At 64.1% G+C, this 26,155-nt stretch carries 19 protein-coding genes and 1 pseudogene; 13 read left to right on the top strand and 7 right to left on the bottom strand.

Annotation, left to right across the window (positions count from 1 at the left end):
* Positions 1-46: 46 nt before the first annotated feature.
* Together RH858_RS04465 and RH858_RS04460 are read right to left on the bottom strand one after the other, a co-directional pair.
* Positions 47-1,177 (bottom strand): hypothetical protein, encoded by a 1,131-nt coding sequence (locus RH858_RS04465; protein ID WP_259535134.1) that lies wholly within the window; start codon positions 1,175-1,177, stop codon positions 47-49.
* Complete coding sequence (locus tag RH858_RS04460; RefSeq protein WP_259535135.1) at positions 1,170-1,775, bottom strand: FlaD/FlaE family flagellar protein; 606 nt, start codon at positions 1,773-1,775, stop codon at positions 1,170-1,172. Before RH858_RS04460 ends, RH858_RS04465 begins: the two co-directional genes overlap by 8 nt.
* 231 nt (positions 1,776-2,006) lie before the next feature.
* Here RH858_RS04460 and proS point away from each other — a divergent pair, with 231 nt between their 5' ends.
* The gene (gene proS / locus RH858_RS04455; protein ID WP_310561221.1) at positions 2,007-3,488 is read left to right on the top strand and encodes a proline--tRNA ligase; all 1,482 of its coding nucleotides are present in this window, start codon (positions 2,007-2,009) and stop codon (positions 3,486-3,488) included.
* Between the two features lie 514 nt (positions 3,489-4,002).
* Here the strand turns inward: proS and RH858_RS04450 are convergent.
* Both RH858_RS04450 and RH858_RS04445 read right to left on the bottom strand, forming a co-directional pair.
* A pseudogene (locus tag RH858_RS04450) lies at positions 4,003-4,155 on the bottom strand (IS5/IS1182 family transposase); the annotation flags it as partial.
* Positions 4,156-4,211: 56 nt separating this feature from the next.
* A complete protein-coding gene (locus tag RH858_RS04445; RefSeq protein WP_310561220.1) occupies positions 4,212-4,430 on the bottom strand; it encodes a hypothetical protein in 219 nt (72 codons plus the stop codon).
* 224 nt (positions 4,431-4,654) lie between these two features.
* Here RH858_RS04445 and RH858_RS04440 point away from each other — a divergent pair, with 224 nt between their 5' ends.
* From RH858_RS04440 to trpG, 6 genes are all read left to right on the top strand, one after another.
* Positions 4,655-4,855 (top strand): hypothetical protein, encoded by a 201-nt coding sequence (locus tag RH858_RS04440; protein ID WP_259535138.1) that lies wholly within the window; start codon positions 4,655-4,657, stop codon positions 4,853-4,855.
* Positions 4,856-4,924: 69 nt separating this feature from the next.
* Positions 4,925-5,833, top strand: a complete 909-nt coding sequence (locus tag RH858_RS04435) for a winged helix-turn-helix domain-containing protein (protein WP_310561219.1) — start codon at positions 4,925-4,927, stop codon at positions 5,831-5,833.
* Between the two features lie 175 nt (positions 5,834-6,008).
* Positions 6,009-7,004, top strand: coding sequence for an anthranilate phosphoribosyltransferase (gene trpD / locus RH858_RS04430; protein ID WP_259536524.1), 996 nt, complete (start codon positions 6,009-6,011; stop codon positions 7,002-7,004).
* Positions 7,004-7,651, top strand: a complete 648-nt coding sequence (locus tag RH858_RS04425) for a phosphoribosylanthranilate isomerase (RefSeq protein WP_259535140.1) — start codon at positions 7,004-7,006, stop codon at positions 7,649-7,651. The genes trpD and RH858_RS04425 overlap by 1 nt, the downstream gene beginning before the upstream one ends.
* The gene (trpE, locus tag RH858_RS04420) at positions 7,648-9,264 is read left to right on the top strand and encodes an anthranilate synthase component I (RefSeq protein WP_259535141.1); all 1,617 of its coding nucleotides are present in this window, start codon (positions 7,648-7,650) and stop codon (positions 9,262-9,264) included. The genes RH858_RS04425 and trpE overlap by 4 nt, the downstream gene beginning before the upstream one ends.
* Positions 9,261-9,899, top strand: coding sequence for an anthranilate synthase component II (gene trpG / locus RH858_RS04415; RefSeq protein ID WP_259535142.1), 639 nt, complete (start codon positions 9,261-9,263; stop codon positions 9,897-9,899). The genes trpE and trpG overlap by 4 nt, the downstream gene beginning before the upstream one ends.
* Here the strand turns inward: trpG and RH858_RS04410 are convergent.
* The gene (locus RH858_RS04410; protein ID WP_259535143.1) at positions 9,871-10,569 is read right to left on the bottom strand and encodes an SDR family oxidoreductase; all 699 of its coding nucleotides are present in this window, start codon (positions 10,567-10,569) and stop codon (positions 9,871-9,873) included. The genes trpG and RH858_RS04410 overlap by 29 nt on opposite strands.
* A gap of 95 nt (positions 10,570-10,664) precedes the next feature.
* Here RH858_RS04410 and crtI point away from each other — a divergent pair, with 95 nt between their 5' ends.
* The 5 genes from crtI (at position 10,665) to RH858_RS04385 (ending at position 15,237) form a co-directional block, all read left to right on the top strand.
* The gene (gene crtI, locus RH858_RS04405; RefSeq protein ID WP_259535144.1) at positions 10,665-12,173 is read left to right on the top strand and encodes a phytoene desaturase family protein; all 1,509 of its coding nucleotides are present in this window, start codon (positions 10,665-10,667) and stop codon (positions 12,171-12,173) included.
* Between the two features lie 13 nt (positions 12,174-12,186).
* Entirely contained in the window at positions 12,187-13,041 is an 855-nt protein-coding gene (locus RH858_RS04400; RefSeq protein ID WP_310561218.1) for a prenyltransferase, read from the top strand.
* Positions 13,038-13,919 carry a bisanhydrobacterioruberin hydratase gene (cruF, locus tag RH858_RS04395; RefSeq protein ID WP_310561217.1) on the top strand — a complete coding sequence of 294 codons (882 nt, stop codon included), beginning with the start codon at positions 13,038-13,040 and terminating at the stop codon, positions 13,917-13,919. The genes RH858_RS04400 and cruF overlap by 4 nt, the downstream gene beginning before the upstream one ends.
* A 73-nt stretch (positions 13,920-13,992) precedes the next feature.
* Entirely contained in the window at positions 13,993-14,124 is a 132-nt protein-coding gene (locus tag RH858_RS04390) for an HVO_2523 family zinc finger protein (RefSeq protein WP_310561216.1), read from the top strand.
* A gap of 153 nt (positions 14,125-14,277) precedes the next feature.
* Complete coding sequence (locus RH858_RS04385) at positions 14,278-15,237, top strand: phytoene/squalene synthase family protein (protein WP_310561215.1); 960 nt, start codon at positions 14,278-14,280, stop codon at positions 15,235-15,237.
* Between the two features lie 36 nt (positions 15,238-15,273).
* Here the strand turns inward: RH858_RS04385 and RH858_RS04380 are convergent, their stop codons facing one another.
* The gene (locus RH858_RS04380) at positions 15,274-24,498 is read right to left on the bottom strand and encodes an LAGLIDADG family homing endonuclease (protein ID WP_310561214.1); all 9,225 of its coding nucleotides are present in this window, start codon (positions 24,496-24,498) and stop codon (positions 15,274-15,276) included.
* Between the two features lie 502 nt (positions 24,499-25,000).
* Between RH858_RS04380 and RH858_RS04375 the strand changes: the two genes are divergently transcribed.
* Entirely contained in the window at positions 25,001-25,237 is a 237-nt protein-coding gene (locus tag RH858_RS04375; protein ID WP_310561213.1) for a hypothetical protein, read from the top strand.
* 39 nt (positions 25,238-25,276) lie between these two features.
* On the opposite strand, the gene RH858_RS04370 is transcribed toward RH858_RS04375, so the two are convergent.
* The gene (locus tag RH858_RS04370) at positions 25,277-26,140 is read right to left on the bottom strand and encodes a mechanosensitive ion channel family protein (protein WP_310561212.1); all 864 of its coding nucleotides are present in this window, start codon (positions 26,138-26,140) and stop codon (positions 25,277-25,279) included.
* Positions 26,141-26,155: the final 15 nt, after the last annotated feature.

The raw sequence follows: 26,155 nt of genomic DNA, 5'->3' as shown, positions 1-26,155 counted from the left end.
TCGACCCGACTGCGTTTCGGCTTCCCGTGTCGAACGTCTCGCGTCCTCAAGCGGAGACCAGCCGTTCCGCGATCCGATGAGCACCCTCCGCGGCCGCGAGATCCGGGCGGTCGGCGGTCACGACTGAAACCTCGCGGTCGAGTTCCGCCGACAGACGGCGCTTCCACTCCTCGGCGATCCCCGGAATACAGGCCATGCCGCCGGTGAGCGCGATCGGTTTCCCGAGTGCGATCTGGTACGGTTTCATGTAGCCGGAGGCGAGCTCCGGGAGGAACTCGTTTGCGACGACGTCGACCGCCTCGTCGACGTACCGGTCCAGCGGCTCCATTACCCCCCGCTCGACGGTGAACTCGTGGCTCCCGCCCCCGGGCTGCTGGACGACATCGGTGAACGGTTCGAACGACTCGAAGTCGGCGTGTTCCTCCTTGTATTCGCGGGCCGTCGTCCGGTCGACGTTGACTCGTCCCTGGGTCTCCTCCTCGATCGCGTTCGCGATCCAGCGGTCGGCCTCGTTGCCGGTGACCGCGCCGGTCGTGAACGGAGCGAGCTGTTCGCCGCGCCGGTAGGCACACGCCTCGAGGTTCGTCGACCCCATGTTGATCGCGACGAACACCTCCTCGATCGCCTCGAGGCCGTCGCCGTATGCGGGAATTGCTCCGCAAAGCGATTCGGGATACGAGCGGACGAGGTCGCCACCGATCGGGGCGTCCTCGATGACGTCCCGCAGATTGGAAAGCCCCTCCTCGTTGTCGATCGTCGGTACCGCATACACGACGGCGCTGTCCTCGGGCACTCCTTCGGCGCCGACCAGTTCATCGAAGTACCGCCTCGCCGTAGCCACGCGGTCGCCGTCTTCGGGGAGTCCAGAGCGGAGCATGAACTCCACCCGATCGGGGTATTCCTGGGCGGCGCGTTCGCCGTACAACACGCGTTCCTCCCCGGTCAGCGGATCGTCGTAGGTCGCCAGACACGTCAGCGTCCGGGAGCGGTGCAGGTCGCCGGTCCCGTTTCGGAACTCCACGACCGTCCGGGTGCTCCCGAGCTTCACGCCGACCGGCGTCGGACGATTCGTCTCCGCGAACTCTCCGCCGTTTCGTTGTTCTCCAGTCGCTTCTGACTCCTCTGCCGGTTCGTCGCTCGATTCTCCGTCCGTTTCGTCGGATGCGTCGTCACTCATGATCGTAGTCGTCCTTGGGTCCGTCTGTCGGCCTCGTGGCGTGGTCCTCCTTCGAGTCGGCCAATGACTCCGCCGTTGCCGCCCCACGCCCCGGGGCTGTCCCTCGATCCTCCGTTCGGGTGGCTTCGACCGCGGCGATCCGCCGCAGACAACACAGCGAGATCCGATGGTCCGCCGGCTCGTACGGTCGCCGATGTCGCGGCGACCGGAGTCCCGGGAGGCGTCTCTCCAGCGCCGACCGGGCCTCGGGGGCGATCCAGCCGATCCGTTCGTAGTATGAAAGCGCCTCGCTGGCGCCCTCCTGGCCCCCGATTTCGACCAGATACGAGAGCCAGTCGCCGACCAGACGCTCGGCAGAGACGCCTGTCGGTACAGTCTGCAGATACGGCCGCCCGGACGCTGTCGACCGCCCACGGGAGCCGAGCACCAGTTCGACGAACTGGGCGGTGTAGGCCCGCGCCTCGCTTTGATTTCGCGCCGGCGACGTCGACGATTCTCTGTCCGGAGCCTGTTCGACTCCGGCCGCTGGTGCTTCGTCCGGATGCGTTCCCGCGAGGGTACGCAGCTCCCGTACGTCGTAGTTCCGGGGGTCGTTCATCTGTCGGTTGGACGGTCATGTGTCGGAATGGGCCGGTGGACTCCGACCGCGGTCGATGCCGCTGTCTCTCTGTGCACAGGGGGCGGGTTTCAAGATTGTCCACCAGTTATCAGTCCCGAGAACCGACCGACGGGACGGCCGAGGCGATCGTCGCCGGCGACCGCCCCAACACTGTGACTCCTCCCCATCCCTTCGGTCCGTTTAAGTTCCACAACCGAGACGGATACGGTAATGAGCGAACCGACAACCGAGCAGGAACTCGGCATCACCAAAAGCAAGGAACACGAGACCGGCGAGTGGTACGCCGAAGTCGTCCGGAAAGCGAAGCTCGCGAGCTACGGCCCCGAGGGAATGAGCGGCTTCATCATCACCCGGCCCCGCGGCTACGCGCTGTGGGAGGCGATCCGGGACGACCTCGATGAGCAGTTCAAGTCGACGGGTGTCCGCAACGCGTACTTCCCCGTTTTCATCCCCGAGTCGTATCTCCAGCGGGAGAAGGACATCATCGAGGGGTTCGACCCCGAGGTGGCGTGGGTCACCCACGGCGGCCACGAGGAGCTCGAAGAGCGACTTGCCGTCCGGCCCACGAGCGAGTCGATCATCACGCCGTACATGAGCCAGTGGATCCGCAGCCACCGCGATCTCCCGCTGCGCGTGAACCAGTGGTGCGGCGTGGTGCGCTGGGAGGCCACCGAGACGAAGCCGTTCTTCCGGACCAAGGAGTTCCTCTGGCAGGAGGGCCACACAGCCCACCGGTCCCGCGAGGACGCTCTCGAGGAGACGTTCCTCCGGCTCGACCAGTACGAGTCGACCTACGAGGACCTGCTGGCGATGCCCGTCCTCAAGGGCGAAAAGCCCGAACACGACAAGTTCCCCGGAGCGGACACGACCACGACGATCGAAGCGCTGATGCCCGACGGCAAGTCCGTCCAGGGGTCGACGAGTCACTACCTCGGGACGTCGTTCGCGGAGGCGTTCGACATCACCTACGCCGACGAAGACGAAGAGCAGAACCTCGCACACACCACTTCCTGGGGGATCTCCTGGCGGGCGATCGGCGCGCTGATCATGACCCACTCGGACGATCAGGGGCTCGTGCTTCCCCCGACAGTCGCGCCCGAACAGGTCGTCGTCGTCCCGATCTGGCAGTCCGACACCAAAGACGACGTGCTCGCGTACGCCGAGGACCTGACCGAGGAGCTCGAGGAAGCTGGCGTGCGAGTAAAACTCGACGACCGCGAGGGACGCAACCCCGGCTTCAAGTTCAACGAGTGGGAGCTGAAGGGCGTCCCCCTCCGGATCGAGATCGGCCCCAACGAGGTCGACGACGACGAGCTCACGCTGGTGCACCGCTCCGACGGCGAGTCAGTCGTCGAGGACCGTGAGGGCGCAGACGAGACGGTGCAGGGCCACCTCGACGAGGTGTACGCGAAGCTGTACGCCAGCGCCGAAGAGGTCCTCGAGAACGGCGTCCGAGAGGCCGACTCCCGCGACGAGATCCTCGGAACCATCGGCCAGCACGGCGGCTACGTGAAGGCGCCCTGGTGCGGCGAGGAGGACTGTGAAACCGAGGTCAAAGACCAGATCGCCGCCGAGATCGTCATGGTCCCCTTCGAGGAAGAGGACGACCTCGCGGACGGCGACCACGACGAGACGTGTGCGGTCTGTGGCGACGACGCCGAACGGACCGCGTACTTCGCGAAGTCCTACTGAACGACCTTTTTTGACGGGGGCCTCGCTCACTGTGTTCGCTCACGGGTGGCTTCGCTCCCCGTTCGCGTCTTCGAGGCGCTCTCTTCGCTCGCGCCTCGCTCTGCGCGCTCACGGGTGGCTTCGCTCCCCGTTCGCGTCTTCGAGGCGCTCTCTTCGCTCGCGCCTCGCTCTGCTCGACCCCCGTCAAAAAAGCTCTCGCGCAAATCCAACGGATTTGCTGGATGCCACGGAGCTTCGCTCCGTGAGCAGACCAAAAAAGCCGATAGCTCGGGCCTCGGCCCTCGCTATCGGTGAGGTACTTCTTCCCCTTATATGGGTTGTCGGGCCTGTCCACGTTCGTTTAAATAGGTTGTCGGGCCTGTCCACGTTCGTTTAAATAACCCCTTTCGATGGCTGGCTCCTCCACGACGGCAGGAGGGCGTCGCGACGAACGGCGACGGCTGCTTCTCGCCGAAGTCAGTGGGCGACGGCGAGGATGGCGACGCCGAGGGTGATGCTCGCGTTCCGGACCTCGTGTTCGCCCCCGCTTCGAGTGGGCGAACACGTCGTACTCCAGCAGAAAAAAGAAATTGAAGTGTTCAAACAGCGGCACTGTCTCGGTAGCCGCGACGTTCAAGAAGTCGCCCACTGAAGCTATGTCTTGCAGGGTTGCGCTGGTGTTGGACACACTTCCCGCACCCTGCCGCTTCCTCCGTGGCGCTTTCTATGACACTCTCGTAGTGGTCAAACCCCACCGCCGCGATGATGGAGGTCACCTTCTCGAGGTGATGACCCGGAGACGAATACGACGACCGAAGTGACGATCAGCAGTATTCCGATCGACATGAGAGCGATCGACCACATCTCGACTGGCCCGAAGACGAGCGAGGAGGCGACCACGGCGAGTCCGATCAGCGAACCTATGACTCCAGAAATCTGATTGCTCGTGAGTGTATTCTCCATAGATTGACGGGCGTCTCTACTGACTTATAGGCACTGGCGATGTCGACTGCTGTTTCGCGGTCTGACGAAACGTGGTGAACTACCTTCTGTTACCCGGTATCGTCCCCGTTCTGGCCGCCGGGTGGGTCCGACACCGCACAACTGAAGAGATTTTCAGTAACGCCGCTTACAGAAATATCATTCAGATTATAGTTAAGTCGGTGGATCCCCTGTCTCTATTCACGATGCAACACTCGTCTCACACCCTGCAATGCGAGAGATCGACCGAATCGTCGAACAGAAACACCTGGTCGTTCGGCGGGTTGATCGGCTACCTGGCGGCGCTTTTGGCGCTGCCGCTGATGGTCGCCGAACCCGCGTTCGCCGGCGGGACCCTCTTCGGCGCAGTCATGCTGACGTTCCTGGAGCGAACAGGCGGTGGGTGACCGCCGCGCCGGAGTCGGCGACGTCTCCCGCCGGAACGATTTATGTCGGTGGAGTCATACGAGGGTTCCATGACCGGTCCGGAGTTCGTCGAAACCAGCGACACCGAGGCGGCGTTCACGGCACTCGCGGACGAGACCCGGATCGAAATCATCCGCACGTTGTGGGCGGCCGACGGCCACGAGGCGCGATTTTCCGAACTCCGCGAGGCGGTCGGCGTCCGGGATTCCGGGCGGTTCAACTACCACCTCGAGGAACTTCTGGACCAGTTCGTCGCCAAAACCGACGACGGGTACGAACTCGCCGAAGCCGGCATCTGGGCCAACGGGGCGATCGAACGGGGGGCGTACACGATGGAAGGCACCCTCGAACCCGTGACGCTCGAGGAGCCGTGTCGAACCTGTGGGGAACCGCGAACGCTGTACTACGAGGGCGAGACGGTCCGGATCGAATGTGAGTCCTGTCCCGTCAAAAGCGAATTCACCGTCCCGCCGAGCGTCTTCGTCGACGTCGATCGAGAGCAGGTTCCCGACACTGCCGGGCGGTATCTCCGATCGATGTTCCAGCACCTCGGCAACGGCTTCTGCTGGTACTGCGACGGCCGGATTCGACGGCGAGTCGGGCCGGCAGCCGATCCCGACGAGGAAATCCCGGAGGACGCGTCCGTCGAACTGTTCGAACAGCTACTCGAGTTCCCGCTGGTCGAATACGACTGTCGCCGATGTGGGGCGACGTCCTCCACGGGGATCGGCCACGCCCTGCTCGATCATCCGGCGGTCGTGGGGTTGTTCAACGAACACGACGTCGGCGTCGACGGGCGTTCTGTCTGGCGGTTCGCGGCGCTCGACACCGACCGCGCGCGGATCCTCGAGCGCGATCCGTTCCGTGCGGCGGTGACCTACGAAGCCGAGACAGAATCGCTTACCCTGACCGTCGACGGGAACTGTGACGTCCTCGAGATCGACGATTCCGACGCGTGAGTGCGGGGCGTCGACGTCGACTCCCGGACTGTGACGCCCCATTCGGGATGCTCTCGCTGTCGACTCCCGGACTGTGACGCCCCCGTCGGCGTGCTCCTGCTGCCGACAGTCTTATATTGATGAGCAGACTTGTACATTACAAGACGAACTCATACATTGGTGCAATAATATGGCTATCGAAACGTACCTCGAACGGGTAACGGATGGGGACGATCTGAGCCTGGCGGAGGCGCGGGAGGCCGCCTCGTTGGTGTTCGAGGAGGCGACGGAGGCACAGATTGGGGCGTTGCTGGCGGCGCTCCGGGCGAAAGGCGAGACCGACGCGGAGATCGCCGGCTTCGCCCAGGGGATGCGGGAGGCGTCCCGGACGATCGAGCCCGACCGTGCGCCGCTTGTGGACACCTGCGGCACCGGCGGGGACGACTACGACACCATCAACGTCTCCACGACCAGCGCGATCGTCGCCGCCGGCGCGGGGGCGGCAGTCGCCAAACACGGCAACTACTCGGTCTCCTCCTCCTCGGGCAGCGCCGACGTCCTCGAGGTGGCGGGCGTCGAGATCGACGCCGAACCGCCGGCAGTCGAGCGAATGATCGAGTCCGACGGGATCGGCTTCATGCTCGCGCCGGTGTTTCATCCGGCGATGAAGGCGGTGATCGGTCCCCGGAAGGAACTGTCGATGCGGACCGTGTTTAACGTCCTCGGCCCGCTGACGAACCCTGCGGGCGCGGAGGCGCAGGTGTTGGGCGTGTACGACTCGGACCTCGTTTCACGGATCGCCGGAGCGCTCACCAGGATGCCCGTCGAGCGCGCGCTGGTGGTCCACGGCGACGGCATCGACGAGATCGGCCTCCACGGTCCGACGACCGTCGCCGAGGTCGACGGCGACCAGGTAACCGAGTACACACTGACGCCCGAGGATCTCGGGCTGGATTCTGCGCCCATCGGCGCAGTCGCCGGGGGAACCCCCCAGGAGAACGCCGCCGAACTCGAGGCGATCGCGACCGGCGATCGCCAGGGGGCAAAGCGGGACATCGTGCTCGCCAACGCCGGCGCCGCCGTCTACGTCTCCGGGCTGGCAGACGATCTGCGAGACGGTGTCGAGCTGGCGGCACAGGCCATCGACACCGGGGCCGCCGCTGAGACGCTCGAAATCATGCGAGGCTCCTGATGGCCCGCGTGAAGATCTGCGGCATCACCCGCAGCGAGGATCTCCGCGCCGCGGTGGAGGCCGGTGCGGACGCCGTCGGCGTGATCGCCGACGTCACGGTCGACACGCCGCGGGAGGTCGATCTCGCGGAGGCGGCGGAACTCGTCGCCGAGGCGCCGCCGTTCGTCACCACCACGCTCGTTACGATGCCCGAGTCACCGTCGGACGCGGTCGACGCCGTCCGGACGGTCCAGCCAGACGTAATCCAGCTCCACGGGGAGTTCGATGCCGACGAACTTGGCTACCTGCGGAGCGAAACCGGAAGGAAGCTCGTCGTCGCGGTCGACTCGGGGGAGGCCGACCGTGCCCGGGAACTCGACTCCGCAGTGGACGCGCTGCTGGTCGACTCCACCACCGACGAGGGCGCCGGCGGAACGGGGCAGACACACGACTGGGAGGCGACCCGGGAACTCGCCCGGCAGCTCCGATCGCCGGTGGTGTTGGCCGGCGGGCTCACGCCGGAGAACGTGACTGAGGCAGTCCGGATCGCCGAACCGTACGCCGTCGACGTCGCGAGCGGCGTCGAACTCACCGGGGGCGTCAAAGATCACACGGCGCTCGCGACGTTCGTCCGAAACGCCGAGCGGTCGCCGGAGGTGGTGCAGTGACGGCGACGGATGTCGACGCCGGAAGCGCGTTCGAACTCGACCGTACCCGCGAGGAGTTTTGTGATCTCGCGGCGGGAGCCTCCGGTCCGGCGGTCGTTCGGCTGTCGGCGACTCTCGACGTCGACACCTCGCCGCTTTCGGCGTACGCGGCGCTTACCGCCGACAACGGCGACTACACCTTCCTCCTGGAGAGCGCACGAAAGGTCGCCTCCAGCGACCCGGACGGTGCGTTCGCCCCTGGATCGGACGTCGAACGTCACGCCCGATACTCCTTCGTCGGTTACGATCCGGACGCGGTGATTTCGGTGTATCCGGATCGGACGGACGTGGAGTCGTTCGGTCCGGCGGCCGAGGCGATCGAGGTCGACGACGCCGGTGACACGCTCGACCGCCTTCGGGCGTCGATGCCGACCGTCGAACCCGTCGGCTTTCCCGAGACGGATCGCCAGCAGCTGTCGGGGGGGCTGGTCGGCTTTCTCGCGTACGATTCCGTCTACGACATCTGGCTCGAGGAGGTGGGCGTCGACCGCCCCGAGCCGATTGTCCCGGACGCCCAGTTTTGCCTGACGACGCGGACGCTCGTCTTCGACGACGTCGAGGGGACCGTCGAACTGGTGTTGACGCCGTTTCTGCAGCCGGAGGACGATCCGGGCGACCGGTACGACGCGCTCGTCACCGAGGCACAGGAGGTCGCCGAAACGCTGTCTGCGGCGGCGAAGGAACCGGTCGCCACCGGGGACGGGATCACGATCGAGACCGAGCGCGCCGGCCCACGGGAGGAGTACGAGGACGCAGTTCGGCGTGCGAAGCGACACGTGCTCGACGGCGACATCTATCAGGGCGTCATCTCGCGAACGCGGGAGTTCGACGGGGAGGTCGACCCGCTGGCGCTGTACGCGGCACTCAGGGACGTGAACCCGTCGCCGTACATGTACCTCCTCTCGTACGGGGACCGATCGATCGTCGGCGCCAGCCCGGAAACGCTCGTCTCCGTTCAGGGGCGCCGGCTCGTGTCGAACCCGATCGCCGGCACCGGTCCCCGGGGTGACAGCCCCGCGGAGGACCGCAGGCTCGCCGGCGAGATGCTCGCCGACGACAAGGAACGGGCCGAACACACGATGCTCGTGGATCTTGCCAGAAACGACGTCAGACGGGTGTCCACGCCCGGCTCGGTTCGGGTCGAGGAGTTCATGAACGTCCTCAAGTACAGCCACGTCCAGCACATCGAGTCGACGGTCACCGGTCGTCTCGCCGCCGACGCCGACGCGTTCGATGCGACCCGCGCGACGTTCCCGGCGGGGACGCTCACCGGCGCGCCGAAGATCAGAGCAATGGAGATCATCGACGACCTGGAGACCACACCACGTGGGGTCTACGGCGGTGGGGTCGGATATTACTCCTGGACTGGCGATGCGGACATGGCGATCGTGATCCGGACGGCGACGATCGACCACGAGGAAACGGTCGACCGGCTCACCGTCCGGGCCGGCGCTGGTCTCGTCGCCGACAGCGAGCCGACAGCCGAGTACGACGAAACCGAACACAAGATGGACGGCGTTCTCGCTGCCGTCGACCGGATCGACTCGACGACCGACCTGGGGGCGTCACGATGAAGGTGCTCGTGATCGACAACTTCGACTCGTTCACCTACAACCTGGTCGAGTATCTCTCCGAACAGCAGGTCAGCGGCGCAACCGGGGACGATCACGAGGCTGTCGACGTCGAGGTGTACAAAAACACGGCGTCGCTCGCCGACGTCTCGGCGGTCGATCCGGACGCCGTCGTGATCAGCCCCGGCCCGGGACATCCGAAAAACGACCGCGACGTCGGCATCACCCGCGAGGTCCTCCGAGAAACGAGCAGCACCGTCCCCACGTTCGGGGTCTGTCTCGGGCTCGAGGCTGCCGTTTACGAGTACGGCGGTGAGGTCGGTCACGCACCCGCACCGATCCACGGGAAGGCCTCGCGGATCGACCACGACGGGCGGGGCGTGTTCAGTGGACTCCCGGACGGGTTCAGCGCAGCCCGGTATCACTCGCTGGTCGCACGGACGGTTCCGGACTGTTTCGAGGTGTCAGCCACCACCGAACACGGCGACGAGACGCTCGTGATGGGGATCCGCCACCGGGAGTATCCCATCGAGTGCGTCCAGTTTCATCCCGAGAGCGTGCTCACCGGGGTCGGCCACGAGGTGGTTTACAACTTCCTCGAGCAGTACGTCACCGCGTCGCCGACTTCCACGTCCTGAGGTCGATCCGTTCGCCGTCGAGGCTTTCCGGATCGGCCTCGACGGCCGCCCACACGAACATCGGGGCGACGTCCGCCGGGTCCCGGGCCCGATCTGCGCCCGTGAGATCGGTCGCCACGAGGCCGGGATCGACGACTCCGACCGCCTGTTCGAGGTCGGCGGAAAACGCCCGGGCGACCGCCTCGGCCCCGGCTTTCGACACCGCGTACGCACCCACACCGGACTTCGTCTCGTGGGCGACGCCACCCGACGGGACGAGCACCCGCGCGTCGGGCTGGAGGTGGGGCAGCGCCTCGCGGATCGTCGCGAACACTCCCCGGACGTTGGTCCGGAGCGTGTCGTCGAACGTCGCGTACTGCTCGGAATCGATCGGCGTCTGTCCCGGCGTGCCGTGAGCGACGCCGGCGTTCGCGACGACGACGTCGATCCCGTCGGCCACACCAGCGCGGGCGGCGTGTTCCATCAACCGTTCGACGTCGAATTCGTCGCGGACGTCGGTTCGGAGGCCGGACGCCGACCCCTCGAGCGCAGACAGCTCGGCTACCGTTTCCTCGATAGCCTCCTCTCCTCGCGAAGCGACGACGACGTGGTCGCCACGCTCGACGAACGCGCGGGCGACGCCGCGCCCGATCCCGCGCGTCCCGCCGGTGACGACGACCGTCAGAACCATACTCTCTCTTCGCTCGGCACAGCCTTAGTTGTTCAGCTCGTGGACGCTCTCTTGCCGGGGCAAGATTGACACTCGTGTCCGACCTATCAGGATGCATGGATTCGCCTCCGGATCTCGGTTCGCTCGCCGGTGAGTCCGTCGTCGTGATCGGCGGCGGGTTCGGCGGGCTCTCGACCGCCTGTTATCTCGCCGATGCTGGCGCCGACGTGACCCTCCTCGAGAAGAACGAACAGCTCGGCGGCCGTGCGAGCAGGCTGGAAGTCGACGGGTTCGAGTTCGATATGGGCCCCTCGTGGTATCTGATGCCCGACGTGTTCGAGCGGTTCTTCGGTCACTTCGGCCGGGAGCCGTCCGAGTACTACTCGCTGTCCAGACTCGATCCACACTACCGGATCTTCTTCAAGGACGGGGACCGTGTCGATCTGGTTCCGGATCTCGAAGAGAACAGACGGCTGTTCGAGTCCTACGAGCCTGGCGCCGGCGAGGCGCTCGCTCGGTACCTCGAGACGTCGAAACGGAACTACGAGCTCGGAATGCGGGAGTTCGTCTACGAGGACCGCCCTCGTCTCAGGGATTACGTCGATCTCGAGGTGCTGCGACACTCTCGGCACCTTTCGCTTCTGGGAACGATGCAGGGCCACGTCGAGGAGTACTTCTCGCACCCGAAGCTCCAGCAGATCATGCAGTACACGCTGGTGTTCCTGGGCGGATCGCCGCACAACACGCCCGCGCTGTACAATCTCATGAGTCACGTCGACTTCAACATGGGCGTCTACTACCCGGACGGCGGAATCGGCGCCGTCGTCGACGGGATCGTCGAGCTCGGGGACGAACTCGGCGTCGCGTTTCACACTGGCCAGCCGGTCCGAAAGATCGCCGGCAGACGCGGCGGGTTCGCAGTCAGAACCGAAGCAGACGGGGAGTTCCTCGCGGATCTGGTGGTTTCCGACGCCGACTACGCCCACACCGAACAGGAGCTGCTCCCCCCAAAAAAGCGGCAGTATCCCGCCGAGTACTGGGAGAGCCGGACGTACGCACCGTCGGCGTATCTCGTATATCTGGGGGTCGAAGGCGACGTCGAACCGCTCGCGCACCACACGCTGGTGCTTCCGACCGACTGGGACGACCACTTCGAGGAGATCTTCGAGGAACCCGCTTGGCCCGAGAACCCGGCGTACTACCTGTGTGTCCCCTCCGAAACCGACGACTCGGTCTCCCCGGACGGGCACAGCAACCTGTTTGCGCTGGTACCGATCGCGCCCGGGCTCGAGGACACGCCCGAGCGCCGGGCGGCGTTTCGAGAACAGTTGTTCGACGATATCGAGGCGAACACGGGCGTCGATCTCCGGGATCGGATCGTCGTAGAGGAGACCTTCTGTGTGGACGACTTCGCCGACCGATACAACGCGTACGCCGGCTCCGCGCTCGGACTCGCACATACGCTGTCACAGACGGCGCTGCTTCGCCCGAACCGAACGTCGACTGCGGTTGACGGGCTCTACTTTACGGGATCGTACACCACTCCCGGAATCGGCGTCCCGATGTGTCTCATCAGCGGCCAGCTGACTGCAGAACGGATGGCGGAGACGAGTGGGGAGAACTGACGAGCGATCGATCATGGGCTGGGATCGACTGTCGTATCTCATCACGCTGTCTCGCCCCCGGTTCTGGCTGTATCTCGCCGGCCCGGTGGTCGTCGCCGTCGCGTTCGGAGCGACTACTGTCTCGGAGCTTTTCACAGTCGAAACGGTTCTGCTCGCGGTGTACTTCCTCGTCCCGGCGAACGTGCTCCTCTACGGCGTAAACGACGTCTTCGACGCCGAGATCGACGCTGTCAACCCCAAAAAGGAGGCTCGGGAGGCCCGGTGGACGGGCGACTGGTTCGTTCTCCTCGTGGTGATCGCGTCCGGCCTCCTCGGGGTCGGCCTCTTTGCGATCACCCCGACGGGTGCCTGGCCATGGCTCGCTGGGTTCTTCCTGCTCGCGGTGGGGTACAGCGTACCCCCGGCCCGGTTCAAAACCACGCCGTTTCTGGATTCACTCTCCAACGGGCTGTACGTCCTCCCGGGAATCGCCGCCTACGTGACCGTCGCCGGGGGACAGCCACCGGTGGCGGGGGTCGTCGGCGCGTGGCTGTGGACGATGGGGATGCACACGTTCTCGGCGATCCCCGACATCGAACCCGACCGCGCGGCGGGAATCCAGACGACGGCGACTCTCCTCGGTGAAACGCGGACGTTCGCCTACTGCGGCGGCGTCTGGCTGCTGTCCGCGGTCGGGTTCGGTCTCGTCGACCTCCGTCTCGGTGCGCTTCTGCTGGTGTATCCCGCGGCGGTGCTTGTCGTCTATCGCTCCGACGTTGACGTCGCCCGAGCATACTGGTGGTATCCGACACTCAACACGCTCGTCGGCACCGTTCTAACGCTCGGGGCGCTGTGGCGGATCGTTCCGCTCACGGAGGTGATCGCGTGAGCGGACGTACCGTCCCCGAATGGGTCTCTATCGGAGCGGTCCGCGACCGACTGCCGAACACGCGACGGGAGTTCGAACGGGCACTCGACCGCACGGTCGACGAGAACCGATTCACGATCGCGGTCCTCTTCCCGACGGTCGGCGGGCTGCTCCTGGTCGCCAGTGCGGAGGGGCTGCTTCCGGAACCTCTCGCCTTCAACCCCTGGTTACTCCTGGTCGGCGTCGCGGTGATGCGGTCGCCACTCGTGGCCGGCGTGGCTCCGCTTGTCGACCGGCGGGCCGGTGCGTGGCTCGGACTGCTCGTGGCGTACACCTACGCGATCGAGCACGTCGGTGTCCGGACGGGCTGGCCGTACGGCCACTTCGAGTACGGAATCAGCCTCGGCCCGATGGTGGGGGGCGTTCCCCTCGCGTTGCCGCTGTTTTTCATTCCCCTCGTGGCGAACGCGTACCTGCTTTGCCTACTTTTGCTGGGGTCGCGGGCGAACTCGACCCCGATCCGGCTCGCGACCGTCATCGGGTTCGTCATCGCGATGGACGCCGTCCTCGATCCCGGTGCAGTCGCACTCGGATTCTGGGAGTACGACGGCGGTGGGATCTTCTATGAAGTCCCACTGTCGAACTACGCAGGATGGGTGCTGTCTGCGACGGTCGCGGTCGTCTCGCTCGATCGGGCGTTCGACCGTACTGGATTGCGTTCGCGCCTTCGTTCGACGCCGTTCATGCTCGACGACATGGTGAGTTTCGTGATCCTGTGGGGCGGCATCAACGTCTGGTTTGGCAACCCGATCCCCGCGCTGCTTGCGGCGGCGATGGCTGCGGGTCTGATCGCGACTGATCGCTTCGACTCGGAACTGCTGTGGCCGTGGCGCGACTGACGGACTTCGTGTGTCACCACGGCCGGTGTCTCGGCGCGAAAACGTCTTGTCCGTGCTCTCCCCTGTGTAATTCGTGACAGCGAACCCGACTGGCGGCGGTCGACCGTGCCCGCTCTGTGACCGCCCCATGGCCCGCCGCCACTGCAAGTATGTCTGTCCCAGCCACGGCGTCGTCTACGACTGTTCGGATACGTTCTGGCACTGACATACTCCCGCCGAACGACGGGTATTTATCTTGTCTCTGTGGTCTGTGGATCCGGGTTCGCACGAACTGTTATATGATTGGCACCCGTACTACGAAGGTGTAAAATGCGCCCCCGGAATAACACCTCGATAGCGACCCTGCCCGCCTCCAGAGATGATCGATGACGAACAGATCGCCCGAAGCAAGGCGATCCAACAGCGGACCGGGAAGACGTTTCACGTCGCCACGCGACTCCTTCCCGAGCGCGTCCGCGAGGCGACGTACGTTCTGTATGCGTTCTTTCGTGTTGCAGACGAAGTCGTCGACGATCCCGGTGGCAAGGGGCCCGCCGAACAGCGGGCGGAGCTCGAGCGGATCCGTCGGGCTGCACTCGGGGAGGAGTCGACGGACGATCCCGTCCTGTCGGCGTTTTCGGAGCTTCGCGTCGAGTACGGGATCGACGACCGGGACGTGAACGTCTTCGTCGACGCGATGGTAGCCGACATCGACACCTCCAGGTACGAAACCTATGGGGAGCTGGAGACGTACATGGACGGCTCCGCCGCCGCGGTCGGCCGGATGATGACCGCCGTGATGGATCCAGACTCGCCAGAAGACGCGCTCTCTCACGCGACTGCGCTGGGGGAAGCGTTTCAGCTAACGAACTTCCTCCGGGACGTTCGGGAGGACGTACTCGAGCGCGATCGGATCTACCTCCCGAAGTCGACGCTTTCCGACCACGGAGTCACCGAAGAGCAGATCGAACGCCTCCGGATGGACGAGGGGTTCGCTGCGGCGATGCGGACGGAGCTCGCGCGCGCGGAACGCCTCTACCGGGACGGTGTCGCCGGGATCAAGTATTTGCCGAAGGATTGCCAACTGGCAGTCCTGCTCGCTGCGGTACTGTACGCCGACCACCACCGACTCATCCGCAAGCGGAACTACGACGTCCTCTCGGAGACGCCCCAACTGTCGCTTTCCCGAAAACTGTATCTGCTGGCGAAAACCCGCTGGAAGTGGTCCTGGAACAAGGATCCGGAAGCCGTCTTTCGCGACGTCGCCGCGGGATTCGGGGAAGAACGGCCGAGTCCCGGACGCGGGCCGCACGATCCGCCGGCCGTGGGAACGGATTAACCGCCTTCACCGCCCGAAGGGAGTACTGGCGTTATCTCAACACTCCGACCAGCCACAGGACTCGCAGGTCTTACAGCCCTCCGAGTAGTACAGCGACATCGAGCCACACTCGGGACACTCGGGCGACTCTCCGGCGTCGATGAGCGCCTGGGTCGCGTCGACGCCGTCGTCCCTCCCGGCATCGGTACCGGCCCCGTTCTCGGCGAGTGAAGAGCCCCCGTCGGTTTCCTCGTCGCTGTCGACGTCGTGGACGTCGTTGTCGCCGACGGCCGCGGACATCCCGCCGGCGGCCTCTTCGAGACGCTGTTGCTGTGGGTAGCCCTTTTCGATTTCGTCGTCCAGGTACCGCCGCATCGCGGTGCCGATCGCGTCCGGGATGGACTGTATCTGTTCGCCTTTGTCCCAGGCGACTTTCGGCGACCGGGTCCCCTGGAGTTCGTCGACGATCTCGTGGGGGTCGACGCCCGACCGCAGCGCCGTCGAGATCACCTTCGCCAGCGCCTCCGTAAAGGAGTTGGTGAACCCGCCCGAGTGGCCGATGTTCGCGAACAGCTCGAACGGTTCGCCGTTCTCGTCCTCGTTGACGGTCACGTACATCTTCCCGTAGCCGGTGTCGATCCGCTGGGTGACACCGGTGAGCGAGTCGGGTCGGGCCCGACGCTCGGTGTACTTGGACCCGTCGTCGACCGACTCCAGCAACGCTTCGATCTCCGCGTCGAGCGCCTCCCGGACGTCGTCGTTCTCGAGGAACGACTCGAGCCCGCCGAACACCTCCTGGATCTGCTCGGTGATCGCCTCGGCGGCCTCGCTCTCGTCGGCGAAGTCGGTGTTCTTCGCCCGCGTGGTCAACACCTGCTTCGAGCGAGTGCCGTCCCGGTAGACTGTGACGCCCTTTCCGCCGTGATCGTAGATGTACCGGTACACCTCGTCCATGTCCTCGACGGTCGCCTCGTTCGGGAAGTTGCAGGTCTTGGAGATCGCAGAGTCGACACCTTCCTGACAGGCACACTGCACCGAGGCATGTTGCTTTCCAGATAGGTCTTCGGTGATGACGAACAGCTCTCCGATGGAGTCTGGCACCGTCGACAGCCCTTCGACGCCGTCAAACTCGTTTGCGGCCATCTGCTCTTGTGCCTCCTTTTTCACCGATGAGACGTCGATATCGTTTGCCTCGAGCACCCTAAGGAAGTAGTCGTCGAACTCGACGAGCATCTCGTCTCCCTGCACGTCGTCGGTGACGTTTTTGTAGTACGCGACGTTATATATCGGCTCGCAGCCACCTGTCGTATTTCCGAGCATCGAGGTGGTGTTGTGGGTGACGAACCCGTTCGCGACGTAGGTGTTGTTCGACGGGACGCTGATGTCCTTGGTGTAGGCCTTCTCCTCGGAGACGGTCTCGACGGTCGCCGCGTAGAAGTCCGTGAGACACCGTCCGTCCAGGTGTACCGTCTCGCCCGTCTCGGCTTCTACGTCCCGCACCAGCTTCCGAGAGACAGAACCGTTCCTCGGCGACTGGTTGACCCGGTGTTTCACCGAGCTGCTCACCGCGTCGTAGCCGTCGACGTCCCGCAGCGCCTCGACGATCGCCGGCGGATACGTGTCGTTCTTGTACGACTGGGCCGTGAGTTCGATCTCGGTCGACTTCGTGACGAAGCCGACCTCCTCGAGGAACCGCTTGTCCTCGCGCCTGTTCGCTCCCCGCAGACAGTGGCGCGGACGGTCGCCGTAGTGGTCCTTCCTGGCCTCCATCTCCAGGACGTCGCGGACGAACACGACGCCGAGGGAGAGCAGGAGCGTCTGGACCTGATCCGCCAACGTCTCCGAGACGGTCGAAAGCTCGACCTTCCGTGAGGCGGTCCCGTCGGCCTCGAACAGTCCGCGGAGGAACGCTTTCGCGACCGCTTCCTCACCCGCGAGCACTTCCTCGGGAACGAACGCGCTTGCGGCACCCTCGCCGGTGTTCCCGTCGGCCTTCTTCCAGCCGTTGTCTTCGAAGTACCGCGGGAGGTGACGACCGCCGAAGACGAGCACGTGTCGCGTGTCCCGGTCCTCCACTGTTGGCTCGACGCCGAACAGGGATTCTCCGAGTTCACGGAGGTACGTGTCCAGCTCCTCGGCGTCGGACTCGACGACGAGCTTGATCCCGACGTCGTCGTGGACGTAGCCGTCGCCCATGAAGTACCCGAGGAACTCTGCGAGTTCGGGCGTCATCTCTTCCGGGAGTGTCAGGTTCTCGTCGGAGTTCCAGTGGCGGTTCCCCTTCTCGCTGGTATCCAGTGACGTCCGCGGGCCGTTCTGGAACGTTCCCCGCTGCAGCATGACGGTGTCGCCCGGCTCGAAGTCGTCGGCCTCCTTCCAGGCGTACTCGCCGTCGTCCGTGAGCGCCCGGAACCGGTGGTTCGGGGTGGCGGCGACGCTGAAGCCGCCCTCGGTTTCGATCCGGCGCACGTCGGCGAAGCCGTTGTCGTACACGGCGGTCGCGGTCTTCGTCCCGCCGTCGGTCGAGACGCCGACCTCGATCTCGTCCCACTGCTCGAACTCGGCGGTCGTCTCGTCGAGGTTCTTGATCGGCTGCAGCCCCTCGTCGGTCGAGATCAGCGAGTCCTCGTCGACGCAGCCGGTCGGTGCGATAGTCGTGGTGTTGTGGTTCCGGATCGGGAACCCGTCTTCCCACTCGTCGGCGTCGAGTCCGGTGTGGTGCTCGAACCACTCGGCGTACTCGGTCGGGTTCGCGTACTTCGAGTCTTCCCAGTCGGCGAATGCGCCGCGATCCTCTGCCAGCTCGTGGGACGTCCACTTCGAGGTGTGGTTGATGTGGGTCATGAGCTGGCGGGCGATCTCGTTGCCGGTCTCGGAGCCGTACCGGACGCCCAGCTGGACGTACAGCTGCGCCAGCCCCATGATCCCGAGGCCGATCTTGCGCATCTCCCGGACCTTCTGTTCGATCTTCTCGACCGGGAAGTCCGACATCGTGACGACGTTCTCGAGGAACCGAGTGCCGCGATCGATCCGGTAGTCGAACTCCTCGAAGTCGATCGCCTCCTCCAGGAACGCCTCGACCGCCTCGGCCTGGCTGTCGTACTCGTCTTCGTGCTCGGCACTCCAGGCACGCCAGTCGGGTGCGTCGAGGGCCGCAAGCGTCGAGAGGTTGATGTGACCCAGGTTGCAGGCCTCGTATTCTTCAAGCGGCTGCTCACCACAGTTATGAACTACTATCCCATTTCCGATGAACGAATGTGTGTCTGTTTCCGTTAAATCAAACACTTCTTCAGTTCCGTCTTCGAAAACGGATTCCACAGTCGCCGTATACGTTTCACTGTACGGCCCGTGCGTGTAGGAGTCGATATGTGCCTCGAGTTTCGACTGCTTGTCTTCCCGGAGGAAGCCGATTTCGTCCCGGAACCGAACGAGATTATCCTTCGAAATGACGAGATCGTGGAATCCCTGGGTTTCGTACTCTTTAGTTCCTCCATTTCCGTCAGGAAGTTCTCGTTTTCCGGAGGATTTGCGCCCCTCGTATATCGTGCTCGCGATCCCGAAGTTCAAAAGGAGTTGCTGAACTTGAGCGAGAAGGTCGACATCTACACTCGCGAGTCTGACTGTTCGGCCGTTTTCCTTGGTCCCCTGTACGCTTCCATCCGCTGTAAACAGCGACTGTAGGAAGCCACGAACCATCTCTTCGCTTCCCTGGAAAACAGCCTCTGGAACCTGTAACTTGTCGGCTTCGAGGCCGAGGTCGGCTGCGAGTTCGTAAAGACGCTCTGATCGAACCCGCTCTTCTCTTCCGGCCTCGGAACGGTGACTCTCACGGCGCTGAATCTGTGTTACGCCGACCCCGTAGTCCGCATTTCCGATGGGGTTGCGGACGATTTCGTTTACGTATCCAGCAAACTCCTCGGAGAGTTCCGTGTCTCGATCGTAGAAGTGGAGAACGGCCCGTTCTTCCGAAGATTTCATCTGGCCGTCGCCGACCAGCCAGCCGAGCACGCGTCCCTCGGCGGCGGATCCGTGCCGGCCGAATTCGCCTTTCCGGTTCTGGACGTGGACCGTGTCGCCGGCGTCCAGGTCGGCGGCCTCGACCCAGCCGTCGTCGGTCATCACGCGGTGGTCGGCGGTCAGGCGGAGTTCGTACCCCTCCTCCGTGGTGAGTTTATATACCTCTTTCTCGCCGGTCCGGTAGACGCTGCTGGCTTCCTTGACTCGATCCTCGCTGAGCCGCCCGTCGACGACGACGTCGCGAGCGACGCCCTGCTCGTACAGCTCCTCGGCCGGGATCAGCCCGCTTTCGGTGCTGATGAGCGTGTCGCCGGTGACGCACGGATTCGTGGCGAGTATGCGATGATCCGGATGGTCCTCCACGTCGAACGAATGCTCCTTGTTCACCCGCTCGAGGTAGATCACGCCGGGCTCGCCGTTCTCGTGGGCGCCCTCGACGATGTCCTGCCAGATTTCGGCCGCCGGTACCGACAGCACCTCGCCGACCTCGACGTACTCGCCGAGGCCGAACATGTCGTACAGTTCCTTCGTCTCCGGGGTCGCGACGTGGGGCTCGCCGGTTCGCGGGTTGGTGAAGGTGAACTCCTCGTCGTTGTACAGCGCTTCCATGAAGTCGTCCGTGACGCCCACGGAGATGTTGAAGTTAGAGAGGTGTCCCTCGACGGCGTTCCGGAGATGTTTGGGGACTCGGCCCTCGTCGTCGATGAGTTCCCGTGCCTCCTCGAGCGCCTCCTTGAAGGAGTTGTGCGTGTAGTCGTCCGGATCGTTCAGCCGCAGCGAGTGAGCCAGCGAGACGTCCTTGTTCTTCGCGTGGATGAACTGGATGACGTCCGGGTGAGAGACGCGCATCACCCCCATCTGCGCGCCCCGGCGGGCACCTCCCTGTGCGATAGTCTCGCAGTTGTGAACGACAACGTCCTCGGCGACGTATGTGTGGGTACCCGCGACTTCGGCGTTGTAGACCGGTCCACTGTAGTGCGTCCGTTCGATCGAATCGATCGCAACGACTTCTCGACCGTTCGCCTGCTTTGTCCGATCCCGTGGAGCGAACCCGTCGGGAACCTCCTCGAAGAGGCATTCGAGTGGGGTTCCGAGTGCAGTACTCACGCTCGCACTGACCGAGTACGTCGGCTGCCGGTCCTCCGGGGTCCTATCGTGGCGAGAGAACTGGACGCCACAGCGGACTCCGACCTGGAAGACGAAGTCGACGATCTCCTCGTTGGCCAGCTTGAGCTGTACGCGCTGACTCTTTCCACGCTTTTCGAGCCGTCCGTCGCCCTCGAACAGCGTCTCCAGCACGCGTGCCTGAACGGAAACGGGTGCGTTCCAGAGGAAACGGGGGACCGACTTCTCCGACGCGCCGGTGCCGAACGTTCCTTCGATGAAACCCGCGAAGCTGGTATGTTCCGCGTGAACGTGGAGCGTGTTCCGGTCTTCGACTTCGCGGATCCGCGAGTCGACCCCGAAGGAGTTGAGCGCTTCCCGGATCTCTTCGGCCGCCGCCCGCTCGTCGTTGTTCAGCGTAAACGTTACTGTTGAAGGGATCCCCCGCTGGTAGCGGATACTTCCTTCCGCGAGATACCAGCCGGCGACCGTTGCGAAATCCTCCGTCGGGACCTCGGATTCGAACGCCGCCGGGGGCGTCCCCTTCGAGACGCCGTAATGCTCCCGGTTGATTACGACCCCTCCGTCGGTGAAGACGAGGGGACCGGAGGCCACCTCGGTGAGGTCTATCGTTCCGTCGATAGCGATGTCGTTTTCGGCCCTCCAATGTCCCAAGACGAGACGGTCTCCTTCCTCCAGATCGCCGGCATCGACCCACTCGAATCTGTCCTCACGGACGACTTTGAACGGGTGTTCTTCGGTTACGCGAAGTGGCTTGTTGATCCGCTTCGGCGTGAGTTCGACGATATCCTCGTCGACGAATCGCTCCATCGTCTCAGTGACCGGCTGTGCGTCTCCGTTCTCGTCGATTACCAGTTGACCCTCGTCCAGTTCTTCGATCGGTGTCGTCCCGTTGGGAGTGAGGATTTTCGTTCCCGGGACGAAACACATCTGGTCATAAGTCCTCATAAATGTGATAGGTCCGGAGGCGATCCCGCCGGTCGACCCCACCGCGTCGCCGTAGGGGCGGAGCTTCCAGAACGCGTATCCCATTCCGCCGCCGCTGTTGTGAGAGACCACCGAGCTCGCGACGTACTCGGGCTCCTCCTCGACGGTCACGTCGTAGACGACGTCGGTGCCGGCCGCCTCGACGCGTTCGACCGGGACCTCCCACGTCGAGCCGTCGATCGTTCCGAACGTCGTCCCCGCGTGATCGATCTCGGCCAGTTCCGATCGCATCTCCTCCGTTCGGCCGTCCACGAAGCCGACCAGGTCGGCGAACCGCTCGAGGCCGACCTCCCCGGTCGGACCGACGTTGTCGTAATCGCGATCCGTGGAGTCGTGCTCCCACGTCGCCGCCGGAATTCCGAGACCGACGAAGAGCTGCTGGACGTCGTCGATCAGTTCCGCGGAGGCGCTCCACAGCCGGGGATACGCTCCCTTCTGCAGGCTGCCGTCGGTGGAGTACAGCCCCCGGAGGAATCCAGCGATGACGTCGCGGTCCGCGCGCCGGACGGGCCCGGGTACGGACGCGGTCGTCGACTCGGGGTTCGCGTCGCCGAAGTTCTCGAGCCAGAAGCGCCTGATCTCGTGGCTGTGCAACACCGCGTCGTAGCAGTCGTCGGCCCACTGCCAGTCGAGCCCCTCGTCGAACAGCTCCCGGCACAGCCGGTCGGCGTGCTCGAGCGTCTCCTCGCGGCGCAGATGGAACCGAATCCCGTCCTCGTGTGTCGACCCGTCGCCGACCCACATACCCACAAGTTCGGCGAGGTCGGCGGTGAGCGTCGTCGGTTGGGTGACGGCCTTCGCCGGGCGACCGTTCGGCTCCAGCGACTGCTGCTCCCGGTACCGGGCGACCGACCGCGGCGAGAGGCGGGTCTCGGCGGCCAGTTCGCCGTCGGTGGGTGTCGAGATCGACTCCCGTACGCCGCTTTCGACGGACGCGAGTTCGACCTCCTCGCCGATGTCGGGAATCCAGCCCAGCCGAACGGAGAGCGCGTCGCCGGGCTCGATCTCGTCGATCCGGGTCCAGTCGCCGTCCACGAAGAGTTCGTGGTTCGGCGTGCCCGTGAGCTCGATTCCCGCCTCCGTGACGACCCGGAAGACGGGTGCGTCGTCGTACGCATGGGTTTCCTCGACCCGTCGCGTGCGGTGTCCTTCCCCGTCGCGTCCTCGAATCTCGTCGCCCGGCTCGACGTCCGCGATCGAGACGAGCCCCTTGTCCTCGACGAAGACGGTGGTGTCCTCGGTGAGACACTGGAACACCTCCGCCGCCTCCTTCATCGTCTGGTGGATGTCGGTGATGTCGTCCTCGGGAGAGTCGACGAAACAGGCGGAGAGCTGCTGGAGTTCGTCGCCGGCGTTCATTATTGTGGGGCTGTTGTGGCTCACGAACCCCTCGACGACGTACGTGTTCCGGCGGGGAACCTGCATGTCTTCGACCGCCATCGTACCGAGTTCCGTGATCGAGACGACCGGCTCGTAAAACTGGTCACGTTCGACGTGTTCTGCGACTGGTGACTCCCATAGTTCGGGGTACGTTTCTGCGTACGTTTCGAACAGTTCCTCGCCGATTTCCTGATGATACTCCGACGTCGGATCGATAAGGAACTGCGAGAGGTCTTTGTAGGCGTCGTGGTCGAGGTCGCTTTCTCGATACCACTCGAGGAGCCGTTCGGTCTGGTTCGGGATCTTCAGCGATGTGGCACTGTCCGCGACCGTTTCGAACCGTTTTGCGTGACTTCTCTTTCGGTCACTTATGAATCCGACCTGCTCGACGAAGCGCTTTCCACACCGGTTCTTTCGAATACTGACCCGATAGCCGTCACGTTTCTCCCGGATCGTCGAGCGGATCCCGAGTCCCAAAAGGAGTTTCTGTGCCTGTGAGGCGAGGGCTTCGCTGTGGGTATACAGCTCGATCGACCGCTCTCCGACTGTGCCGTCGGCTTCGAACAGCCCCCGCAAGAACCGTGCTACGGCTGTTCGCCCGGACCGGAGTACGGTGTCCGGAACCGTCGCAGTTTTGGAACTGTCCTTCAATAGGTCGTTCCCTTCCAGGAAATCGTACAGTTCGCGTCGACTTGCGCGTCCGATAATACACGCTGCCTCTCCGTGAGGTCCGGCAGTCGGTTCGAATCCGAAGACCTTCTCTGTCAGGGAGCTCCAGTGCTCGACGAGATCTTCGTCGGCGTCGTCGAACGCCATTCTGACCCCGCTTTCGCGGGCGGTTCCGTCTCCGATGTACAGGCCGAGCCACTCGGCGAAATCGGGTGTAACCGTCTCGGGTGTTTCGATCGAAAGCCGGTCCCGTCCCAGCGAGGGGAGACTGGCGGACGTCCCTCCGTCAGTGGCGTGTGTTTCTGTTCGGAGTACGGGCTGTTCCCCGTCGTCGTCCAGGAAGTTCCGCTGGAGAGCGATCGTGTCTCTCGGTTCGAGTTCTTTCACCTGGCGCCACGCGTACTCCCCACGTTCGTCGATTACGCGGAAGTAGTGCTCCGGTGTTGCCCGTACTGTATATCCGGAATCCGTTTCGATCTCCAGAACTGGTTTCTCCCCGTTCTGATACTTCTCTTCGACGTTGGCGTTTCCATCCACGTCGTCGTACACGCGTTCCCCGGGTTCGACATCGGTGAGCGGTTTCATTCCACCGCCTGCAGCGACCAGCGAATCCGGCGGAACGCAGTTCGGAACGAAAGAAAGGTCCTCCATGATCTTCCGGAACTCTTCGGCCTTCTCCTGGACTACTGCGGCGATTTCCGGCGGGAGTTCCGGAACGATCGTCTCGTAGGCGAATTTGTTGACGTTGTAGACAGAAAGCGTGGTTTCCGCGTCGTCCTCGGAAGTGACGCCTTTTCCGAACACCTCCTCGGCGAGTTCGTCCCGCCGGGGATGGTCGGGCTTGAGCTGGTCCGGCGTCACCGTGACCTCGACGCCGCGCTTTTCGGCCTCGAACACCGCCTCGGCGAGCGCGATGTTCTCCGCGATCCGGACGAACAGTTCCTCCTGTGTTTCGATCAGTTCTCCGTCGGCATTTTTTCGGAGATATCGGGCCGGCAGGATGTTCTCGTAGGCGTTGTCGGTGAGGCGCTCTTTCAGCGTCTCGCCTTCGGTGCGTTTGATCGGCAGATCGATCTCCTCTACCGTCCGTTCGGCGTCGCTCATTGCGTCATCACTCCACGATGCGTGCGAGGCGGCTCTCGATTGCTGTGTGAATTCCCGGTATCCATGGGTTGTTCTCTCGGTGAGTGGGCCCCTTCATGTTTGCGTTTCCCGGGCCCGATGGGTCGGTACCTCTCCAGGTTCTGACCAGTTCTCCCCCCGCGACAGTTACGGCGTCGCGTACACACCACCAATACAACGGAGCGTTGCATATAACGGTATCTAGAGCGGAGTGAAAGTAGTATTAGAGACTAACAAACGCAGTACAGCAGTGGTACACACAGTAGAAGTGAGGGGGTTTTTTGGCTGATCGTTTGGGAGGCAATTCACGTCCGAGACAGCCATTCCGTAACGGCTACCTCTGTCAATCACTGCCAGTTTCTCCCTTTTATATAATATCCTTTATATTAGGGTGTTACCTCATCACATGGGGTCTCGTGACGCACGTCCTGCTGGCGTCAGACGGGCGCCCAAAGCTTATTCCCCCGTCCACGCAACGGAGGGTATGGCACTCTCATTCGACGCGGCCGTTTTGGGGATCTTTGGGATCCTCCAGGGCGTCCCGGTTCTCCAGGCTGGACTCTTCGCGACCCCGATCGGTCAGCTCCTGGTCGTGCTCGTGGGTATTGCGGTAGTCATCCTGATCGGCCGGCTCGTGTTGCGGATCGCCTGGCGGCTGGTCACTATCGCCGCGGTGATCGTCGCAATCGCGCTCGTGCTCTCGATGATCGGCCTGTTGTGAACAGCGACGCAACTCCTGATCCCGTGATCGGCGCGCCGATCACTCGTCCGATCCTCTGGCCCGTTCGACGAGTTCGACGCTGCCGGTGAGCTCCCGGTGGACGTAGGGGATGTCGATCCCCTCCTCGTCGAACCGTTCTTTCACCGCCTGAACGTACTCGGAGCGAACGCGCATGAAGTCGGCGCGATCGGGTTCCTCGATCCAGATCCGCGCCTGGAGTCCGACGTCGGAGTCGCCCAGATCCACCAGCCGAACCGACGGCGCCGGATCGTCGAGGATCATCGAGTGGTCTTTTGCGGCCTCGATGATGTAGTCGGTCGCCTCGTCGATGTCGTCGTCGTAGCCGATCCCGAAGACGAACTTCTGGCGGAGCGTCTCGTAGGCGACGGGGTTCGTCACCGCGTTGTTGGCGAGATCACCGTTCGGGACGGTGATCCGTTCGTTGTCGAACGTCCGAACCCGCGAGACGCGGAGGTCGATGTCCTCGACCCGGCCGCTTTTACCGTCCCACTCGATCCAGTCGCCGACCTCGAACGGCTTGTCCTTGAGGATGAACACGCCGGCGACGAAGTTGCCCAGGAGGTCCTGTGCGGCGAACCCGATCGCCAGCGCGAACGCGCCCCCGAAGACGGCGAACGCCGAGAGGAACGCGCCGAAGCCGGCGACGGTGAAGGCGACGGCGATCGCTGCGAGCCACACGACTGCGTTCGCGACGCTGGTTCCGAGGCTCTGGACCGCCTGGTCGAACCCCCGCGTCCCGAGGGCTCTCCGAACGACCGGCACGAACGCGATCTTGCCCAGTAGGAAGACGACGACGAACCCGACGACGAACGCGACGAGTCCGGTCGCGACCGCGCCGACGTCGATGGCCTCCCACACCGACTGGAGCTGCAACACTGACATGTTCCGTCACGAACG

Source organism: Halalkaliarchaeum sp. AArc-GB (assembly GCF_031432225.1).
Classification (GTDB): domain Archaea; phylum Halobacteriota; class Halobacteria; order Halobacteriales; family Haloferacaceae; genus Halalkaliarchaeum.
This window is presented reverse-complemented; position numbering and strand designations above follow the sequence as displayed.

What these genes read in the sequence shown, in the direction of transcription:
- RH858_RS04465 (WP_259535134.1), bottom strand. Translation starts at nt 1,177, where the DNA reads ATGAGTGACGACGCATCCGACGAAACGGACGGAGAATCGAGCGACGAA.
- proS (WP_310561221.1), top strand. Translation starts at nt 2,007, where the DNA reads ATGAGCGAACCGACAACCGAGCAGGAACTCGGCATCACCAAAAGCAAG.
- RH858_RS04370 (WP_310561212.1), bottom strand. Translation starts at nt 26,140, where the DNA reads ATGTCAGTGTTGCAGCTCCAGTCGGTGTGGGAGGCCATCGACGTCGGC.
- crtI (WP_259535144.1), top strand. Translation starts at nt 10,665, where the DNA reads ATGGATTCGCCTCCGGATCTCGGTTCGCTCGCCGGTGAGTCCGTCGTC.
- RH858_RS04375 (WP_310561213.1), top strand. Translation starts at nt 25,001, where the DNA reads ATGGCACTCTCATTCGACGCGGCCGTTTTGGGGATCTTTGGGATCCTC.
- RH858_RS04445 (WP_310561220.1), bottom strand. Translation starts at nt 4,430, where the DNA reads ATGGAGAATACACTCACGAGCAATCAGATTTCTGGAGTCATAGGTTCG.
- RH858_RS04425 (WP_259535140.1), top strand. Translation starts at nt 7,004, where the DNA reads ATGGCCCGCGTGAAGATCTGCGGCATCACCCGCAGCGAGGATCTCCGC.
- RH858_RS04440 (WP_259535138.1), top strand. Translation starts at nt 4,655, where the DNA reads ATGCAACACTCGTCTCACACCCTGCAATGCGAGAGATCGACCGAATCG.
- RH858_RS04385 (WP_310561215.1), top strand. Translation starts at nt 14,278, where the DNA reads ATGATCGATGACGAACAGATCGCCCGAAGCAAGGCGATCCAACAGCGG.
- RH858_RS04380 (WP_310561214.1), bottom strand. Translation starts at nt 24,498, where the DNA reads ATGAGCGACGCCGAACGGACGGTAGAGGAGATCGATCTGCCGATCAAA.
- RH858_RS04460 (WP_259535135.1), bottom strand. Translation starts at nt 1,775, where the DNA reads ATGAACGACCCCCGGAACTACGACGTACGGGAGCTGCGTACCCTCGCG.
- RH858_RS04435 (WP_310561219.1), top strand. Translation starts at nt 4,925, where the DNA reads ATGACCGGTCCGGAGTTCGTCGAAACCAGCGACACCGAGGCGGCGTTC.
- RH858_RS04400 (WP_310561218.1), top strand. Translation starts at nt 12,187, where the DNA reads ATGGGCTGGGATCGACTGTCGTATCTCATCACGCTGTCTCGCCCCCGG.
- trpG (WP_259535142.1), top strand. Translation starts at nt 9,261, where the DNA reads ATGAAGGTGCTCGTGATCGACAACTTCGACTCGTTCACCTACAACCTG.
- RH858_RS04410 (WP_259535143.1), bottom strand. Translation starts at nt 10,569, where the DNA reads ATGGTTCTGACGGTCGTCGTCACCGGCGGGACGCGCGGGATCGGGCGC.